The organism is Mucilaginibacter sp. P4_D1 (assembly GCF_056401935.1).
In genome coordinates, this window is sequence record NZ_JBFUIJ010000009.1 from 69,670 (window position 1) to 88,406 (window position 18,737).

The 18,737-nt window shown below is 44.1% G+C and carries 18 protein-coding genes; 9 read left to right on the forward strand and 9 right to left on the reverse strand.

Annotated elements, in window-relative coordinates:
* Positions 1–56: 56 nt before the first annotated feature.
* Positions 57–1,763: a sodium:solute symporter family protein gene (locus AC1DV1_RS10765; RefSeq protein WP_477358612.1), complete on the forward strand. Its 1,707-nt coding sequence runs from the start codon at positions 57–59 to the stop codon at positions 1,761–1,763.
* A gap of 427 nt (positions 1,764–2,190) precedes the next feature.
* Here AC1DV1_RS10765 and AC1DV1_RS10770 read toward each other — a convergent pair whose 3' ends face one another.
* Positions 2,191–3,039, reverse strand: coding sequence for a DUF2911 domain-containing protein (locus AC1DV1_RS10770; protein ID WP_477358615.1), 849 nt, complete (start codon positions 3,037–3,039; stop codon positions 2,191–2,193).
* 301 nt (positions 3,040–3,340) lie between these two features.
* Here AC1DV1_RS10770 and AC1DV1_RS10775 point away from each other — a divergent pair, with 301 nt between their 5' ends.
* Entirely contained in the window at positions 3,341–4,528 is a 1,188-nt protein-coding gene (locus AC1DV1_RS10775; protein WP_477358617.1) for a class I SAM-dependent rRNA methyltransferase, read from the forward strand.
* A 59-nt stretch (positions 4,529–4,587) separates the two neighbouring features.
* Here the strand turns inward: AC1DV1_RS10775 and AC1DV1_RS10780 are convergent, their stop codons facing one another.
* Both AC1DV1_RS10780 and AC1DV1_RS10785 read right to left on the reverse strand, forming a co-directional pair.
* Complete coding sequence (locus tag AC1DV1_RS10780; protein ID WP_477358619.1) at positions 4,588–5,295, reverse strand: fatty acid desaturase; 708 nt, start codon at positions 5,293–5,295, stop codon at positions 4,588–4,590.
* Positions 5,296–5,325: 30 nt separating this feature from the next.
* On the reverse strand, positions 5,326–6,177 hold the full coding sequence (locus AC1DV1_RS10785; protein ID WP_477358621.1) for a 4-hydroxy-3-methylbut-2-enyl diphosphate reductase: 852 nt from the start codon (positions 6,175–6,177) through the stop codon (positions 5,326–5,328).
* Between the two features lie 694 nt (positions 6,178–6,871).
* Between AC1DV1_RS10785 and AC1DV1_RS10790 the strand changes: the two genes are divergently transcribed.
* From AC1DV1_RS10790 to hemH, 5 genes are all read left to right on the forward strand, one after another.
* Complete coding sequence (locus AC1DV1_RS10790; RefSeq protein ID WP_477358623.1) at positions 6,872–7,432, forward strand: RNA polymerase sigma factor; 561 nt, start codon at positions 6,872–6,874, stop codon at positions 7,430–7,432.
* A gap of 20 nt (positions 7,433–7,452) precedes the next feature.
* Positions 7,453–7,992 carry a hypothetical protein gene (locus AC1DV1_RS10795; RefSeq protein ID WP_477358625.1) on the forward strand — a complete coding sequence of 180 codons (540 nt, stop codon included), beginning with the start codon at positions 7,453–7,455 and terminating at the stop codon, positions 7,990–7,992.
* Positions 7,973–9,412 carry a DUF4097 family beta strand repeat-containing protein gene (locus AC1DV1_RS10800; RefSeq protein ID WP_477358627.1) on the forward strand — a complete coding sequence of 480 codons (1,440 nt, stop codon included), beginning with the start codon at positions 7,973–7,975 and terminating at the stop codon, positions 9,410–9,412. Before AC1DV1_RS10795 ends, AC1DV1_RS10800 begins: the two co-directional genes overlap by 20 nt.
* Positions 9,413–9,496: 84 nt before the next feature.
* Positions 9,497–10,273: a TerC family protein gene (locus AC1DV1_RS10805; protein ID WP_477358629.1), complete on the forward strand. Its 777-nt coding sequence runs from the start codon at positions 9,497–9,499 to the stop codon at positions 10,271–10,273.
* A gap of 130 nt (positions 10,274–10,403) precedes the next feature.
* A complete protein-coding gene (gene hemH, locus AC1DV1_RS10810; RefSeq protein ID WP_477358631.1) occupies positions 10,404–11,435 on the forward strand; it encodes a ferrochelatase in 1,032 nt (343 codons plus the stop codon).
* Positions 11,436–11,447: 12 nt separating this feature from the next.
* On the opposite strand, the gene AC1DV1_RS10815 is transcribed toward hemH, so the two are convergent.
* Entirely contained in the window at positions 11,448–11,936 is a 489-nt protein-coding gene (locus AC1DV1_RS10815) for a CAP domain-containing protein (protein WP_477358633.1), read from the reverse strand.
* Positions 11,937–12,247: 311 nt separating this feature from the next.
* Here AC1DV1_RS10815 and AC1DV1_RS10820 point away from each other — a divergent pair, with 311 nt between their 5' ends.
* Positions 12,248–13,027: a GH12 family glycosyl hydrolase domain-containing protein gene (locus tag AC1DV1_RS10820; RefSeq protein WP_477358635.1), complete on the forward strand. Its 780-nt coding sequence runs from the start codon at positions 12,248–12,250 to the stop codon at positions 13,025–13,027.
* A 148-nt stretch (positions 13,028–13,175) separates the two neighbouring features.
* Here the strand turns inward: AC1DV1_RS10820 and AC1DV1_RS10825 are convergent, their stop codons facing one another.
* Positions 13,176–14,738: a M20/M25/M40 family metallo-hydrolase gene (locus AC1DV1_RS10825; protein WP_477358637.1), complete on the reverse strand. Its 1,563-nt coding sequence runs from the start codon at positions 14,736–14,738 to the stop codon at positions 13,176–13,178.
* Between the two features lie 188 nt (positions 14,739–14,926).
* Here AC1DV1_RS10825 and AC1DV1_RS10830 point away from each other — a divergent pair, with 188 nt between their 5' ends.
* Positions 14,927–15,694, forward strand: coding sequence for an SDR family NAD(P)-dependent oxidoreductase (locus AC1DV1_RS10830; protein ID WP_477358639.1), 768 nt, complete (start codon positions 14,927–14,929; stop codon positions 15,692–15,694).
* A 56-nt stretch (positions 15,695–15,750) separates the two neighbouring features.
* Here AC1DV1_RS10830 and AC1DV1_RS10835 read toward each other — a convergent pair whose 3' ends face one another.
* The 4 genes from AC1DV1_RS10835 to AC1DV1_RS10850 all read right to left on the reverse strand — a co-directional run bounded on the left by AC1DV1_RS10835 (position 15,751) and on the right by AC1DV1_RS10850 (position 18,631).
* Positions 15,751–15,906: a lmo0937 family membrane protein gene (locus tag AC1DV1_RS10835; RefSeq protein WP_439695193.1), complete on the reverse strand. Its 156-nt coding sequence runs from the start codon at positions 15,904–15,906 to the stop codon at positions 15,751–15,753.
* A 256-nt stretch (positions 15,907–16,162) separates the two neighbouring features.
* Positions 16,163–17,185 carry a nucleoside hydrolase gene (locus AC1DV1_RS10840; protein WP_477358642.1) on the reverse strand — a complete coding sequence of 341 codons (1,023 nt, stop codon included), beginning with the start codon at positions 17,183–17,185 and terminating at the stop codon, positions 16,163–16,165.
* Positions 17,186–17,267: 82 nt separating this feature from the next.
* The gene (locus AC1DV1_RS10845; protein ID WP_477358644.1) at positions 17,268–18,404 is read right to left on the reverse strand and encodes a hypothetical protein; all 1,137 of its coding nucleotides are present in this window, start codon (positions 18,402–18,404) and stop codon (positions 17,268–17,270) included.
* Positions 18,347–18,631, reverse strand: a complete 285-nt coding sequence (locus AC1DV1_RS10850; protein ID WP_477358646.1) for a hypothetical protein — start codon at positions 18,629–18,631, stop codon at positions 18,347–18,349. Before AC1DV1_RS10850 ends, AC1DV1_RS10845 begins: the two co-directional genes overlap by 58 nt.
* Positions 18,632–18,737 lie beyond the last annotated feature (106 nt).

Genomic DNA, 18,737 nt, shown 5'->3' on the forward strand with positions numbered 1-18,737 from the left:
GCCGCATGGCTGGTTTTTTTAGTTTTTGTATTTTGGCTCATTACAAAATATTTTGAATGAGCTTACCCGACTGGATTGTTTTAGCCCTCACGCTTTTTGGTATAGTTGCCTACGGCATCTGGAAAAGCGGCACCAATAAAAATATCGACCAGTTTTTAATGGGCAACCGATCGTTGCCCTGGTATCATGTTGGTTTTTCGGTTATGGCTACGCAGGCCAGCGCAATTACCTTTCTCTCGGCACCGGGCCAGGCTTATGCTGATGGGATGCGTTTTGTGCAGTTCTACTTTGGGCTGCCATTGGCCATGATTGTGCTGTGCGTTACGTTTGTACCCATGTTTAGCCGGCTGAAGGTTTATACCGCATACGAATTTCTTGAACAGCGTTTTGATTTGAAGACAAGGGCACTAACATCGTTCTTGTTCCTGGTATTAAGGAGCTTATCAACCGGAGTGGCTATTTACGCGCCGTCTATTATATTATCAACCATATTAAACATCAATACCGTTTATACCACGCTGTTTATAGGTGGCCTGGTGATATTTTACACGGTTTACGGCGGCAGTAAAGCGGTATCATATACCCAGCTGCTGCAGATGAGCATCATTTTCGCGGGGATGTTTTTGGCCGGAATTTTGGTGGTTGGCCTGCTGCCAAAAGGTGTTGGTTTTACGCATGCCCTAAAAATGGCGGGCAAGCTTGGCCGCATGAACGTTATTGACTGGAAGTTTGACTGGGACAACCGTTATAATGTTTGGAGCGGGCTTATAGGGGGCTTCTTTTTACAACTATCATACTTTGGTACAGATCAAAGCCAGGTTGGCCGCTACTTAACGGGCAGCTCTATTGGGCAAAGCCGCCTGGGGTTGATTATGAACGGGCTGATCAAAATCCCTATGCAGTTTTTGATCCTGCTGATTGGCGTGTTGGTATTTGCCTTTTACCAGTTTAACCGGCCGCCCATGTTTTTTAACAATTACGAGGTGGATAATGTGCGTAAAGGCAGCTACGCCGCGGCATACAACCAGCTTGACCAGCAATATACCCAGGCCTTTGAACAGCGAAAAGCCAAAACCAACGACCTGATTAAGGCTTTTGACAGTAAAGATGCCAGCCAGGTAAGCCAGGCCCAGGCCGCCCTTAAAAATGCCGATAAGCAAGCCAAAGACATCAGGAAGCAAGCCATTGATGTGATGAAGAAAAGCAACGCTGGTGCCGATGATAACGATACCAACTACGTGTTTCTGACCTTTGTAAAGCAATACCTGCCGCGCGGGTTGGTGGGGCTATTGATAGCCATCATATTCCTGGCGTCGATGGGTTCAACAGCCAGCGCGTTAAACTCGCTGGCATCTACAACGGTGGTTGATATTTACAAACGCACCGTAAACAAGAATGCATCCGACCAAAATTATCTGAATGCCTCGCGGCTGGCAACGGTATTTTGGGGGGTAGTGTGTGTAATTATGGCCTTATATGCCAGCAAGCTGGGCAACCTGCTCGAGGCGGTAAACCAGCTGGGATCATATATTTATGGTACCGTGCTGGGCGTATTTGTGGTAGCCTTTTATATGAAACGCATAAACGGCAATGCTGTATTTATTGCCGCTATCATCAGCGAAGCTACCATTATCTATTTAGGCCTAACTAAAACGGTGGCTTACCTGTGGCTTAACCCGATAGGTTGTTTCCTGGTCATGATTTTGGGGCTGGTGTTGAACAGGTTGGTTGGGAAAAAAAGGGTTGTTGCTGAGACAACCTAAATCTGCTACCCAGAACGCACCCCTGCTTACGCGCTATGTCGTCGCGCGCGCTCTCGAGAGCTACTGTGTGTACACATCTTTATATGAGATAGTAATTTTGAAAAGCCACTCCGTTAGGAGTGAAATATCGGTAGAATAATTGAGTGCCCTTCCCTTTTAGTGCCGTAGGTACGAAACTAACCACTAAATTTCGCTATTATCAATTCTCATTCGGCCCAAAAAAGTTCAACAGTGACGTACCTACGGCACGTAAAGCCATTTTTGATCTATTTCTACCGACATTCAACCCCTCTGGGGTTTTCCTAAAAGATGTGTACACCCTGTAGCTCTCGAGAGGGGATTAGAAAAAGGCTCTTTGCATCAAGCAAAAAGCCTTTTATATGTGTTTTTAAAGTCCTCTCCTTTGGAGAGGGTTGGGTGAGGCTCTTTAATCCTTCGCGTGATCCAACGCTTCTTTATTTAAACGTTCGTATTCATCGTCTTTACTGGCTTTAGATAGCGCTATACCCGCTTCGGCGGCTGCAATAGCGCCTGCTTTATCGCCTTTGCGTAATAGTAAGCGCGATTCCCATAGTTTATACCAGGGTCCCTTGGGCTCAATTTTTTCGGCCTCGTAAACCCATCCTAAAGCTTTATCAACATCTTTGTTGTTTTCGTAGTAATATTGGATGGCGTTGAAATAGTAAGGCTTCCGGTCGCCTTTCATCAGCTCATCAATATTGGCGGTTATTTTGGCGTCATCATCTGTTTGTAAATGAATCATAACCGAAGTATGATCCCAAACCAGGTACAGGTCAGAAAACTTGGTGGTTGAGTTAGCAAAAGCCATAGTAAAGGTTTCGCGTTTTTCGCTTACGCGCATCGGCTTCACTGTAAAGCGTAAAAAATCTTCTGATTGTTTATAGCTGTAGGCGCCCCATTGTTTAACTACTTTGTTTAATATAATAGTCCACTCATTTTTTTCGGGGATGCTAAATAGCGAGTAGCTGCCTGCGGGTACACTATTGCCTTCAATTAAAACTTTTTCAGAAAAGGTAATTACAGTGGCTGCGTTAGCGCCGGTGCGCCAAACTTCGCCCCAGGGAATGATGCCGCCAAAAATTTTGCGGTCTTTAACATTTGGGCGCGAGTAAGTAACGGTTACTTTACCCAGGCCAAAATCCTGGATAATGGTTTGCGTAGAACTGGCCTCAGGAATGCGGGGCACCTGGGCATAGCTTTTATAGCTACAACATGCCAATAGCACTGTAGCTACCAATAGGTAAATTTTTCTCATGTTTATGTTTCGGATACTAAGATACCAAATGTTTTTAATTGGAAAATATTGTGTTGGAGTAATAAAATGACGAATGGTTTAATGGGGCTTAAAGCTTAAAGCAAAAAGCCGAAAGCATTTTATAGCTGCAATCATAGCTTTTAGCCTTTGAACTTTCAGCTTAAAGCAAAAAGCTCAAAGCATCGTGCAACAGCTATCATAGCTTTAAGTCTTAAGCTTAAAGCAAAAAGCATTGTGCAGTTGCCATCATAGCTTTTAGCCTTAGGCTTTGAGCTTTCAGCTTTTTGCTACCTTTGCACCTATGATTGACGTTGTTTTAAGTAAAGGCAAAGAGAAAGCTGTTGTACAAAGGCATCCCTGGGTATTTTCGGGGGCTATTGATAAAGTAAAAGGTAAGCCCGCCAATGGCGATGTGGTACGCCTGCTTAATGCCAAAGGCGAATTTATGGCCTTTGGTTTTTATAACGATCAATCGAGGGTTGCTTTACGTTTGTTGGAATGGGACGAGGCAGCTGAAATTAATGACGACTGGTTTCGCAGTAAATTGGCAATGGCAGTTAAAAGCCGCGCCAATGTACTGGAAAACGGCACCAATACCTGCCGCCTGGTTTTTAGCGAATCGGATTACCTGCCGGGGCTTATAGTTGATAAGTACGCCGGGCATTTGGCGGTGCAGGTACTTACATCGGGTATGGAACGTATGATGCCGGTAATTATTGACGAATTGCAAAAACTGCTGAACCCCGAAAGTATCTCGGATAAAAGCGATGCAGCATCCCGGGCGCATGAGGGCATGGGCGAAACCGAGAATAAAGTATTAGCCGGCAACCCGCCACCCGAAATAGTAGAGGTGCTGGAAAATAATGTGGTTTACGGCATCAATATCACCGAAGGTCAAAAATCCGGTTTTTATTGCGATCAGCGGGATAACCGCCACGTAGTTGCCACTTATGCCAAAAACAAAAAAGTACTGGATTGCTTTTGCTATACCGGCGGCTTTACCCTAAACAGCCTTAAAAACGGCGCTGCATTTGTAACCAGTGTAGATAGCTCGGCCCTGGCCATTGAAACGCTAAAGGAAAACATCCTGCTTAACAAACTGGATGCTGATAAACATACCTCCATTAAATCCGACGTAAATACTCAGCTCCGCAAATTCAGGGACGATGGTGAAAAGTTTGACATTATTGTACTCGATCCACCTAAATACGCACCATCACGCTCAGCCCTAACGAGAGCGTCACGCGCTTACAAAGATCTGAACCGACTGGGCATGCTGTTACTGAATGAAGGCGGCTTGCTTGCCACTTACTCCTGCTCGGGCGCTATGGATATGGAAACCTTTAAACAGGTAATAGCATGGGCTGCTTTAGATGCCGGTAAACAGGTGCAATTCATATACCAGTTCCACCAGCCGGAAGACCATCCCGTAAGGGCTTCTTTCCCGGAGGGGGAGTATTTGAAAGGGTTGCTTTGCCGGGTATTTTAAAGAAGAAGCAAGAATTAAGATAGAAGGAAATTGTTTTGCTATGCCGGGACAAGACACAGTTATCTTGATTCCTGGCTCTTGATTCCTGATTCTTTTCGCTGGCTTCGCCACAGCATCCACCACGGCGTTCCCGGCGAATGGTGGTGCTCATAATGATAACCAAAAAAGTAGCAGCTAAAAAATGCCAGTACGTGGTTTTTCTTTTGGCTTCGGGCAAAATAGATATTATCATGCTCGCCTTTGTGGGGTTGGTAAGTGCCAAAATAAAACAGCTGCAAGGTGCTGAGTAACGATGGCGCTACCCAAAACAGCAGCAGGTTTTGCTGGGGAATCCAGATTTTTAATACGTTAAACAAAGCCGCCATTACTACAATTTGCCATATAGAAAGATAGTTGCGGATAAACCTTACATACCAGCTCCAGAAACTGCCGTTGTGGTAATCCGGGTCGTGGGTGGTGTGTACATGGCTGTGGTGCAAATGATGCTTGGTGTACAGTTGCGGATACCAGAATGACGCATAAAAAAAAGTGCACAGGTAACCAATAAAGTTATTGATGCCCCGGTTGGGCGATATGCTGCCGTGCATGGCGTCATGCGCGGTGATAAACAGGCCGGTATATAAATGCATTTGTACCAAAATCAACAGGTAAACCAGCGGATTGGTAAAACTAAAATGCCATTGCATTAATAAAATAATAGATATTACCCAGCAACCTATTACCGCAAGGGCAACCAGTAAACCGATATTAGAAGGGCTTTTATGCATGCGGGTTATACAACAGCAAAAAGCGTGCTGTTAAATACTTTCAATAGCTTCTTTTACCTGCTGCATCAGCCACATGGGGGTTGATGTTGCGCCGGCAATGCCCACGGTATCATTTGGCGAAAACATGGATGGCTCCAATTCGGCCGTCGACGAAATGAAATAGGTATTAGCGTTATGCTTGCGGCAAACCTCAAACAGCACCTTACCGTTTGATGATTTTTTTCCGGATACAAATACTATTTTATCAAAACGGGTAGCAAATTTAGGCAAATCCTTATCCCGGTTTGATACCTGGCGGCAAATGGTATCATTGGCTTTCAGGTTATACCCGCGGGCTATCAACTCATCTTTTACGTTGTAAAACTTTTCCATGCTTTTGGTGGTCTGGCTGTACAGTGTAATGTTTTGCGGTAGCTCCATATTGTCCAGTTCGGCAATATCCTGAAAAACCAGGGCTTCATTATTGGTTTGCCCCTGCAGGCCAACAACCTCGGCATGGCCATGTTTACCAAATATCAGGATCTTCTCGTTTGAATCGTACGATGTTTTAATCCGGTTTTGCAGTTTTAGCACTACCGGGCACGATGCATCTATCAGGGTAATGTTATTCTCTAACGCGGTGCGGTAGGTGTCGGGCGCTTCACCATGGGCCCGGATAAGCACTTTCTCGTTACGCAGGTTTTTCAGTTCGGCGTGCTCAATAATGCGCAGGCCTTGTGCTTTCAGTCGTTCAACTTCCTCGTCGTTATGCACAATGTCGCCCAGGCAGTACAGGTAGCCATCTTCGGCCAGTATCTCTTCTGCCATATCAATGGCATACACCACCCCAAAGCAAAAGCCCGAATCCTGATCAATAGTAACCTTTAAATTATACGCTCCCATGGTGTTGCAAATATACCTATGATTTTGTTGATTATTTAACAGGATTGTAAAGATTAGGTTTGATGGCGTTATGACGAATTTTATGGTTAACGGTTTTTAATTATTTTACCGGCATGGGTTAATTTGCCCCTCAACCATAAGGAGGGTTCGGAGCCGAACCCAGTAGTTAAAAGGTAAGATTCCCGATTTTTCGAATTGCTTTTTCTTCGTTTTTCTAAAAAAAATCTTCGTTTTGTTTTTGTATTAATTAATACACGTTTTGTTTCAATAAATGACACATTTGTTGCAAAAAAGTTTGAATTAATAGCCTTGTTTTTACCTGTTTGTGCATGAATAAAGCGCGGTTTTTAAATATAAAAGGAAGCGTGTAAATTTGTAGTGGTTATCACAAATAAAAACGATTTCCAAGTTACTTTACAATTATTGCATTTGTAAAATCCGCTTTAATTTGCGTGGATTATTATCTGTCAACTTTGACGCCCCACACTACATATCACAGATCCGTTTTGATTGACAGGCTCGTGTTTCAAATTAAATTCCATAATTTGCGTATTACACGCTCAGATAATACCGCAGCCGATCATGAAATCATCTGCACATTTGAAATCTGAAATTTGCACATCAATAAATTATTTCCCCGTTCCGTGCAACGTTGTAAAATAGCTTGCGTCTATTAATCTGAAGCTTAACGCAATTGGAAGCAATATTTATAGATAAACATTATAGCCTGGTGCTGGAGTGCAAACAAGGAAGCAAAAAAGCTTCTTATGAGCTATACCGCCTTTACTCAAAAGCGATGTTGAACGTCGCCTTTAGGATAGTGGGCAATATTGGCGAGGCCGAGGATGTTTTGCAGGAAGCTTTTCTTGATGCTTTTAACAAGCTAAAGGATTTCAGGCAGGAAACCACATTTGGGCTTTGGCTCAAACAAATAGTGGTAAACCGGTCAATAAATTTGCTCCGTAAACGAAAGCTGGAGCTTATTGAAATAGAAGGTGATCACTTGGAAAATATTCCGGATGAGGAACCCGAAGATGAGGACGATGTGCAATACCAGGTGGTGTTGGTTAAAGAGGCTATGAAACAATTACCGGATGGTTACCGGCTTGTGTTATCCCTTTACCTGCTTGAGGGTTATGATCACGAAGAAATAGGACAAATATTAAATATATCTGAAAATACCTCGAGAACGCAGTTTTTGAGAGCAAAAAGAAAACTAATGGAAATTTTAAAAGGAAGAGGAAAAGTGTCATGAGCAAGCGATTTGAAGATTTCATGAAAAATAATCACGAAGAATTTGACGAGATTGAGCCATCGGCAGATCTGTGGAGTAAAATAGAGGCGCGTTTAGATACGCTGGATGCGCCAAAAAAGCGCGAAGCCAAAACCTTTTCGCTCACTTTTGTGCTAAAAATGGCCGCATCTATCATCGTGGTGATGGGTATAGGTTTCGGGGCATATCTCCAAAGCCAGAAAGGCGTAAAAAGCGTTGACCTGGCTGCTATTAACCCCGAATATGCCAAACAACAGGTGCATTATGCATCATTGGTTAAAACGCAGCTTAGTCAGCTTAAAACAGCATCAAAAGGCGACCCGCAGTTGTTTAAAGAGTTTACTGCCGAGATTGCCAAAATGGATTCGACCTATAAAAAACTAAATAGCGATTTAGCCACAAGCCCTAACCAGGAACGCGTTTTACGTGCAATGATCCGGAACTTGCAAATACAAACCGATGTGCTTAGTCAGCAATTAAATGTAATAGAGCAGTATAACGAGACTAATAAAGATCAAGAAAATGAAATCAAAAATATTTAAACCTTTCCTGTTTACGCTGATGGTTTTATTAACCGTAGGCAACATTGGCTTTGCGCAACAAAAACCGGCTAAACCAGCTAAGCTAGCAAAACCTGCCGTAGCGCCCAACGCAGCCCAAACCGCTGATGATGACGATGACGATTCGGACATGGATTCGAAGGATTATCAGCAAAAAATGAAAGATTTGCAGGCCAAAATGCATGATCTGCAGGTAAAAATGAACTCGCTTAACAGGCAAAAATTCAACAAAACCATGAAGCAGAACATGAAGCAGCTGAGCAAAAGCTTTAAGGGTTATGATAAAACGTTCAAATTTGACAGCCTAAAAGGTTTTGCCTATAAGTTTAACGACAGCATGCTAAACTTTGCTTATAAATTTGATACCCACATAGCCCCGATGATAGCCTATGGTTTTAAAGATTTTGATAAAACCTTCAACTTTAATTACAATATTGATGGTGATGATGATACCAAAGTACAAACCGGAGATGAAGTTGTAAAAACCAAAAGCTACAGTAAAAGCTATAATGTTGATGGTAATGATATAATTAACATTGACAATAAATTTGGCAAAATAACGGTAAACACCTGGGCAAAGAACGAGGTAAAAGTTGATGTACAGATAAAGGTAACCACCAACGATGCCGATAAAGCACAAAAAATGCTGGATAACGTAAACATCCAGGATAGTAAGGACGGAAACGGGGTTTATTTTAAAACCTCGATAAACTCCAATAACGACAACAATGGCTCATGGGGCGGCTTATTCAGAAGTGGTAACTCGGTGCGGTCAATGGAAATAAATTATACCGTTTACATGCCTGCCAAAAACCCGCTTACCATCAGCAATAAATATGGCGCTACCGATCTGCCCGATCTTGGCGGCAAGCTCATCATTAGTAACTCATACGGCAGTCTGGTAGCTAAAGCACTAAGCAACAATGGCAACCAGATAAGGGTAAAATACGGCAATGCCACCATTGGGAACTTAACCGGCAGCGATCTTGATGTAGCTTACGGCAGCTTAAGCCTGGGCGATTGCGATAAGCTTAATGCCAACCTGAGCTATAGCTCGGCAAAAATTGGCCGTATTAAAACATCGGGTACCATCAACGTTAAGTTTGGTGGCGGTATCAGTATTGAAGATGTTGACAAAAACCTGAAAGATCTTTCAGTACGATCGTCATATTCAAGCATAAAGCTGGGCCTGGGCGATAACCAAAGTGCCGATTTTGATGTAACCGTGCGTTACGGCAGCTTTAACTATGGCAACCACGATGTAAGCCTTACCAGCAAAAGCCCAGCCGATGGCGAGCGCGGATTTAACCCCACCAAAAATTATAAAGGTCATTTTGGTAAAGGCGGTACCGATAAAACAATCACCATCAATTCAACCTTCGGAAGTGTAAACTTTGATTAAGCGATAAATTCATCCTTTTACGCAAGCCCTTGCCCTAAAAAGCAAGGGTTTTGTTATTTTTGGGCTTAACCACATCGCGCACAAATGGATTTATCAATATTTGCCCAGGCCGAAACCTGGATCTCCCTGCTTACACTTACCGTTTTAGAAATCGTTTTAGGTATAGATAACATTGTGTTCATCTCGATATTATCAGATAAGCTGCCTGCAAAACAGCAAAGCAAAGGCCGCCGGGTTGGTTTAGGTATGGCCATGATTACCAGGATATTATTGTTGCTATCCATTAGCTGGGTAATGACGCTTACCGCCCCCCTGTTTAACCTGAGCCATTTATTAAATATTACCGACCCTGATTGGGCCGAAAAACTGGCTATATCCGGCCGCGACCTGATCCTGATCATCGGTGGCCTGTTCCTGATCTATAAAAGTACTGCTGAAATTCACCATAAAATTGAAGGCGAAGAAGAAAGCAGCGAAAATGTAAAGCCGCAGGGTTTTATAGCCACCATTATCCAGATCATGTTGCTGGATATTGTGTTCTCATTAGATTCTGTAATTACTGCCGTAGGTATGGCCAGCCACGTCGAGATCATGATCCTGGCGGTTATCATTGCTGTAGGCATTATGATGTGGGCATCAAACAGTGTATCGGGTTTTGTAAATAAACACCCTACGGTTAAAATGCTGGCACTATCTTTTTTACTGCTGATAGGCGTATCGCTGTTGGCCGAGGCTTTTGAACAGCATATCCCCAAAGGGTATATTTACTTCGCGATGGCGTTCTCGGTTTTGGTGGAGCTATTGAATTTAAAAATGAAAGCCAAGAGATCCAAGAATCAAGAGGCAAAAATCAAGAAATAGACAGGCGTTCATCTTCAAGGCATAGCAAGCAATTTTTTCTTTGAATCTTTTCATGTTAGCCTTTTGTAATTTATTTACCCCATACTCCGTTGCCGGGCCAAAAATTATTTAATTTCGCACACTGAAAATTATGGGCAAAAAGGGTGTTTTATTAGTCAACTTAGGTACACCAAACAGCGCTGCGACGGCCGATGTACGTACCTACCTCAATGAGTTTTTGATGGATCCGCGGGTTATTGATATTAACCCGGTGCTGCGTACTTTACTGGTGCGCGGGTTAATTGTTCCGTTTCGTGCACCAAAATCGGCCAAGCTATACCGGGCTATCTGGAGCGACACCACCGGTTCGCCGCTAATGCATTATAGTATTTTGCAGCAAGAGGCTTTAAAACAACGCCTGGGTGATGAGTATGTTGTTGAACTGGCCATGCGCTACCAAAACCCAAATATCGAATCGGCATTGAACAGGTTGAAAGATGCATTGGTTGATGATATACAGGTGATTGCTCTTTTTCCGCAATATGCATCGGCTAGTACTGGCTCTGTTTATGATAAGGTGATGGAACTGCTGATGCAATGGCCTACCAAGCCAACCATATCGTTTGTCAACTCGTTTCATGATAACGAATTGATGATTGCCACTTTTGCCGAAAACGGTGCCAAATACGATCCCGAAAAATTTGATCATGTGCTGTTTAGTTTTCACGGCCTGCCGCAAAGGCAATTGATTAAAGCCGACCATACCCATAAACACTGCTTAAAGGTTGATAAATGTTGCGAAACCATTACCGATGCCAATAAATTTTGTTATTCGGCGCAATCGCATCAAACCGCAAAGCTGATTGCCGAAAAACTGAATATCCCCAAAGAAAAATATACCATCTGCTTTCAATCCCGCCTCGGTAACGATCCCTGGGTACAGCCCTACACTAGCGAAATTGTAGCTAACCTGGCCAAAGCCGGCAAAAAAAGCCTATTGGTGTTTTGCCCCGCCTTTGTGGCCGACTGCCTGGAAACTGTTTACGAAGTAACCACCGAGTATGGCGACGAGTTTAAAGCCCTTGGCGGCGAACGTGTACAACTGGTAGAAAGCCTGAACGATTCGCCAACCTGGATTTCGGCACTGGAAAAAATGGTGAGGGATAACCATATTTCGGCCTGAGGGTATTAATAGTCACCTGCCAAATTCCTGTACCCAGTAGCCGTTATAGCTGTAGGCGCCCATTTCTACATAAAGCGTATCCATCATGGCTTTGCAGTGGTCGTCGCTCTTTTTCCAGGCTTGCATTACCTGGCCAATAGTAGTATATCCTTTGCCAATGTTTTCGCCTATATACTGGCCTGTGTACCCCGCAGCTATTGCCCGTTGTATGGGCGAGGTACCGGTGGGAGAAATATGATCGAAGTAGTTATTGTTATTCATATCGAGCGCATGGCCTTGCGCGGCGGTAGCCAGATTATTATTCCACGTTAGTTTTTTTGCCGGTGGCATAAAATCGGTTCCGCAGGTACAGCCGGCAGCGCGTAATTTATTTACCGAATCGAGCATCGATAATTCCACCCGCCCTACTATTATGGCATTTTCCTTTTTACATGCTATAACGCCGGCAAAAAGCAGGTACCCTAATAAAAACTGCCAACTATAAAAAATACGCTTTGCCATTTTATTTCCTGTTAATATCCTGATGTTTCTGCTTTTCTGATAGCGCTGCCAATGTTTTAGCCTGTAGAACAGCAATAAAAGTATAACAAATATTTTTTAACTGTAGCGAAAATAGCTATAGTTGACATTTATACCCCTAAGTATCCACAACGGCAATTACCTTGTTTTATAGTTTTGGTTTAACCAATTGTTAAACAAATGCCAAACGGCAGCCCGCCCGGGCTTTCGCAATTTTTTGCCTGGGCGTTAATAAAATGCATCACCATTTTCTTATACATCAAAACCAATATAAACCATTAAAAACCAAAATTATGAAAATGAAAAAACACGTAGTTCTGTTTATCGCTGTTGCGGGCTTAGCCCTGGGCTGTAAAAAAAACAATGCTGAGTTACCGGCTGCTAACGATGGAGAGGTAAAAGCAAACTGGTCGTCAAGTGCAGCCTACGGGTCATGGTCAAACGGGGGCTATACGGTGTATAACGATGTTTGGGGCTCGGGCGCCGGCGGGCAAAATATTTGGGCAAACTCCTATAGCAATTGGGGCGTTTGGGCCAACCACCCTAATACCGGAGGGATTAAATCATACCCCAACTCCACAAAATATGTGGGTATAGCTTTAAGCAGCTTAAACTCATGTACAAGCAGTGCCAACTTTACTGTTCCATCAAGCGGTGCGTGGGAGGCAACTTACGATATATGGGATAGCGGCAACCAAAATGAAACCATGCTTTGGTTAAACTACACCGGCAGCTCCAGTGGCAGCGGTAATGTTAAGCCAATATCGTATAACTACAATGCCAGCGGCGCGGCGGTGCCTGTGTACACCAACGTTAGCGTTGGCGGCCATACCTGGAATGTATTCAGGGGAAATAACGGCTCAAACAACGTTTACTCGTTTTTACGCACAAGTAATACTTCATCAGCAACTGTTGATGTTAAGGCTATTCAAACCTGGATAAAAAACAAGGGTTGGTTTGGCAATATTACACTGGGGAATGTGCAGTTTGGTTTCGAGATCACTTCATCGTACGGAACCAACGGGGGCGGCTTAAACTTTACCTGTAACAGCTATTCGGTTTCTTATAATTGATACGCGCTACAAGTTATTCACCAATCCCACACAGCCTTTGGTCGATTGATCAAAGGCTGTGCGGGGTTTCATAAATGGCATGTTGCCCAGCTCTCAATGTTGGATGCTTATAATGAGAAACATCGCGCATGCGGTGGTTTTATCACCCCTAAAACCCATCAAACACAAACTTTTCCTTTACCAGCGGTTTGCGGGGCAGCATATCGGGGCGCGTGGCGGTTTGGTATACAAACGACGCTACAATGATGGCAGCTTGTTTAAGATCGTCAATTATCAGGTGGTCATAATCGTCCAGGTTGCTGTGGTGGGTGCGGGTTTCGTAATCAATGGGGTCCTGCACAAACTGAAAACCAGGGATGCCTGCCCAATCAAAACTGAGGTGGTCTGTTGAGCCGGTATTACTCATGGTTACGGTTTGGGCGCCCAGGTCTGCAAAGGGTTTAAACCATTCGGCAAATATGGGTTTTACGGCCTGGTTATTTTGAGCATAAATACCCCTGATTTTGCCGGTGCCGTTATCGAGGTTAAAATAGGCTGATACTTTTGCCTGCTCGGGTTTTATGGCGAATGTTGTACCATCTATAAAATGATTTTTTACATAATTAAAAGAACCTAACAGGCCCTGTTCCTCACCGCTCCAAAGGGCTATGCGGATGGTGCGTTTAGGCTTAAGGCCCAATGAATCCAGCAAGCGTACGGCCTCCATCATCACTATACAGCCGGCGGCATTATCAGTAGCGCCCGTGGCGGCCTGCCATGAATCAAGATGACCGCCAAGCATTACCAGTTGTGGTTTCAGTTTGGCATCGGTACCGGGAATTTCGGCAACCACGTTGTAGCCTTTGGTATCGTCGGTTTTGAGGTTGCCGCTGATATTCAGGGCCAATTTTACTTTGTGACCAGATAGGATGAGCCTTTTTATTTTTTGCCCGTCTTCTGCCGACATGGTTACCCTGGGTACGGCTTCGGCCACTGTTGTTTTGTAGCCCCCATAGGCCTGCACAACTACGGTTCCGTTATGGTTATTGCTGCCGGTAGTAATATAAGCCAGCGCACCGGATGATTTAAGCAATTCATCAACCTTCGCAAAAATTTTGAAATAACCTTTATACATCTGTATCGTCGATTTATCAATCATGTAGGCATCTTTAAGGTTGGCCAGGGCCGTATCTGCCAATCGCGTAGCCGATGGTTCAAATCTTTCGGCGCTGCTGGCGGCACCGCCGGTTACCAGTACAAATTTGTCCTTAAAATCGGCTGCATGGCTGGCCAGGTAAACGGTATCCATGGCGTTTGCTGGTGTAAGCAGTATAACCTGCCCCTGCTGTAAGCCTTTGGTATTAGCACTCCATGGGCCAGGATATGCCCGCACAGTTTGCACATAAGGCGCACGCATTGATATGCTGAAATCCTGCACTTCCCACTGCTTGCCAAATTCGCCCCAGGGTTCCATTTTGGCATTGGTCAATCCCCATTTTTTCATGGTTTCGACAGCCCAGGTAGCGGCCCGCTTGTAACCCGGCGAATTGGTGAGCCTCGGGCCCGAAACATCGGTAAGGTAATGTGCAATTTGCGGAATTTGCGAACTGTTAAGCTCTGCATTCCTGATTTTACGGAAGGCAGCGGTGTCAATAGTTTCCTGCTGCGCATAAGCTGCGGTGCAGGCAAACAGGCTAAGGCCCAGTAGCGTTTTAAAGCTCAAATGTTTCATAATTTGGGAGCGATAGTTAAAAGTAGAGATTTTTTTGATGATATGGTTGCTGAAATAATTAATGTATATGAAATGTGAACCGTTGACAGGGTTGAGGCTGTTTTTTATATAAAACCACAGTGTAAACTTAAATTTTGATGCGCTTTATGGCTTAGGTTTCCGTTATTTGTTATCCAACCAACAGAGCTATGATGACATTTGATTTTACAAATAAACGGGTTTTAATCACCGGCGGCTCGCGCGGTATAGGGCGGGCTTGTGCTCAGCTATTTGCGGCTGCAGGTGCACAGGTTGCCATAACCTACTTAAGCAACCAACAGGCAGCCGACGAAACACTTGCCCTGTTGCCGGGAACCGGGCACAGCGCATGGCAACTGCAAATACACGAGGCCGATGCGGTTGAAACCTTTATGAAGGCTTTTATAGCAAAGTATAACGGTATTGACGTATTGGTAAACAATGCCGGCGTATTCCTGGAGCATAAGATCATGGATGCTGATTATACTCACTGGCTGGCCATGTGGAAACAAACCATTGATGTTAACCTGGTGGGCGCTGCCAACCTGTGTTACTTTGCCGGTCGGCAGATGGCGGAGCAGGGCGGTGGTAAAATAGTAAACATTTCATCACGCGGGGCCTTCCGTGGCGAGCCTGATTGCCCTGCCTATGGTGCAAGTAAAGCGGGGTTAAACTCGATGAGCCAATCGCTGGCTATTGCATTGGCGCCAAAAGGTGTAAGTATACATGTTATAGCGCCGGGCTTTACAGAAACAGATATGACTGCCGACATTTTGAACAGCCCTGCCGGCCAGGCAATAAAAAACCAAAGCCCCTTTGGCCGCGTGGCAAATACGCAGGAGGTAGCAACGTTGGTGGCTATTTATGCATCACAGGGGATGGAATTTAGCAGTGGTGGTATAATTGACATTAATGGCGCATCGTACCTTCGCAGTTAAAAAATAACCCCGGCCTGTTTTGCAGACCGGGGTTGAAATTTATTTAAAATAGCAGGTTATATTGCCGTATCCCTGCGTAAAAAACCGAGTACTAAAGCTATAATAGCAATAACCAACAGGATGTGGATTAAACCACCTACAGAGTAAACAAACGCGCCAATTGCCCAGCCTATGATCAGGATAACAGCAATGATATACAGTAATGAATTCATGATAGATTTTTTTAATTGTTTATAAAATTGTTTTTCAAATGATGTATTAAACCAATTACAATTTAAATACCAACTCTATTTTCTACCTTAAATCGCCGTGAACCGCGCTCTCATCTCCTGTTTTCTGTACTTAAAACAAGGTAAATAGGTTATTATTCTATACAACTATCGGTCATTCATATTAATAGATGACATTTTTGCCTCTGTAAATTTATCTTGTAATTTATAAACTATCTTTTTTTGATAATCCGGAAAGCTATTTGGCATTCAGTTCCAGCTTCGCAAAAAAATCATTAAACATCAGGTTGATATCCAATCGGGTGTATACACGGATGTTGCGGCCGCCGGCATTGTAATCATAACCGCCCTGTGCATTTATCTTCGGACAATTTTTAAGCACATATTCGCTGCTCGAAGGGTCGGCCTCAAACGATGATTGCAGGGCGGTAAGCAATACCAGGGGACTATCGCCTAAAACATACGTTTCGCCAATATTCAGGTGCCATTGCTGGATGCGGGTCATCAACCCTTCTATCACATTAGTTAAATATTTGCCGGCCACGCCATGGGGTTTAATTTTTAGTTGCAGCTGCGAATATGGCAGCAAAGCCTGGCGATAAGCATTGCGCGGCACCTGCCACAGCTTTAACTGCGAATGGTTAAAAATTGCCCTGGCAGCAGCGATATCGATATTAAGATTGTATTCGGGGTTGGAGTAAGTGGGTGGGGGCAAGGCCAGGTCGGCATATTCGGGGCCGCCTATCCATATCAGGGTAAGTTTGCCGGCTATTGCAGGGTTGGTTAAAACCGCAGATGCAATTTCAGTAAGCCCGGCGCCGCAAATTACGTACAGGGGCAATTGAGTATCGGTACGCGAAGCCTCGTTGATAATCATATCAACTGCTGCGCTTTTAACCGGGGTGGTATCGTTCAGCATCCCGGTGTTTGAACCTGCCACTACTGGTACCCGTCCCGTCATTTTAAGGATGGTTAATAGTTCTGCCGCTTTTTTTGCGGCATTGTCAGCCTGGGTTTTTGAAGGATCAAAACCATCGCCCACTTTTAGATGCGAGCCTATGATGCCCCTGGCATCTACCGATTGCGATAACATTAAATGGGTAAGGGCAAATAAGCCGTCCGGGTCGCCGCTAAAATCGTTATCCATTATCACCCGTATCCGGGGCGAAACCGGCTTATTGGCGGCTGTTGCTTGCGCGAGAGCAACACGTGGGATAATAAAAGCAAGCACCAGGCAGGCAAGAATAACACGTTTAACCATGATTTTTAGGGTTGTTAATTGGTAACGGCAATATAATGCTTTTACCTTTCAAATAACCGGGCCTGAAATCATTTACCGCAGCCTATTCATCATCGGCTGTTTCTTTACCTGTTAAGATGCCAAGCTTTTCCATTTTTGCCTTGCAAAGTTCGCGTATGGCCACCTGTATACCAAATTGATCGGTCATGTTATTTTTGATGATTGCTTCCATATACATATCGGCCGAGTCGATATTATCAACCGCTATAAAATAGCGGCACATGCAGGCATAGTAATTTGCAGCTTCGGTGAGGTTAAACACCTTACGGTCGCGATAAATATATCCCAGGTCTGGCTGGCCGTTAAATACGGCAAGTACACCTTCAGGCTCTTCGGTATCAATGAGCATATTGGCATAGCTCACTTTGGCAGGCAAATAATCGGGAAACATAGTGTACATTACTTCGGCTACCCTATAGCTCTCATCATGCTGTCTGTCGGCTTGGAGCGCCGAATGCCATAACATGTACCATGGTGCCGAACCGGTATATTTAGCAATGGCTTTTTGTACACCGGTTATTACCAGGTCATATTCATGGTCAACCGACGCGAGGTTTAGCAGGCGAAAGTATTCCTTTTCTTCCGCTGCACTGTCAAATTTCATATAGGCGGTTTCTTTGGGATCGTCACTAAGGCGATATTTTAAGCCAATAAAAGGTTGGTTAAGCACTTTCCTGGCGCTGTCTGTTCGCAAACGTTCGTCATATACGGCGCTTATTTTTTCATAACCATCCAGTAACAGTTCATTTATAGCTGCCTGTGTTTCGTCAAAATCATTATCATCATCTTCTTCATCGTCATCATCCCAATCCTCGTCATCAAAATCGTCCCAGTCATCGCCATCGCCTAAAAATGTGTAATTACCCCGGCCCGCGGTGCGGTCAAGCGTATTGATGATGGTTTGAACCTTGTAGTCGGAATCATAAGGGCCGGGTACATAACAGGGCATGCCATCCATGCCAAACTTTATTTCTACCAGTTCTATATCCTCGCTGTCCTCTGCTAAAATATATTGGGCAATTTCAAAGTCCTTATGCGGTTTAAATCCAAGGTCTTCGGCATACGCAACCGCGCCATAAATAATGTTGTGAGCTAAAACATAATCGCATACTACGCCACCAACTAATTTGCCTTTCCAGGCATCATATTCTTCTGGATCCAGGTTAAATTCATATAACACATCCTTAGGCCAAGGCAATACATATCAACCAGAAATAGCCCAATGGTTAAATTGCCGTTTTTGTGCTTCCTTGCAACAAGTATATTAGCTATTCCGGCGGTTTCCCATTCGTTATTTATAATGCATTCGGCAATGGGTAACAGGCGCGCCTGTGTTTTTATATATTTTTCGGCACTTAGCTGAACCGGCTTCAGTGCAACAACCTTGGCTTTTTTCTTTTTAGACATAGCAATCGGGGTAGATGATTAATAGCAAAGATAATAAATTAGGGAATTTCAGCAGACATTTGTACTTATGAAGCGCAACGCCAACTACCGCCATTTTGGCTCCTTA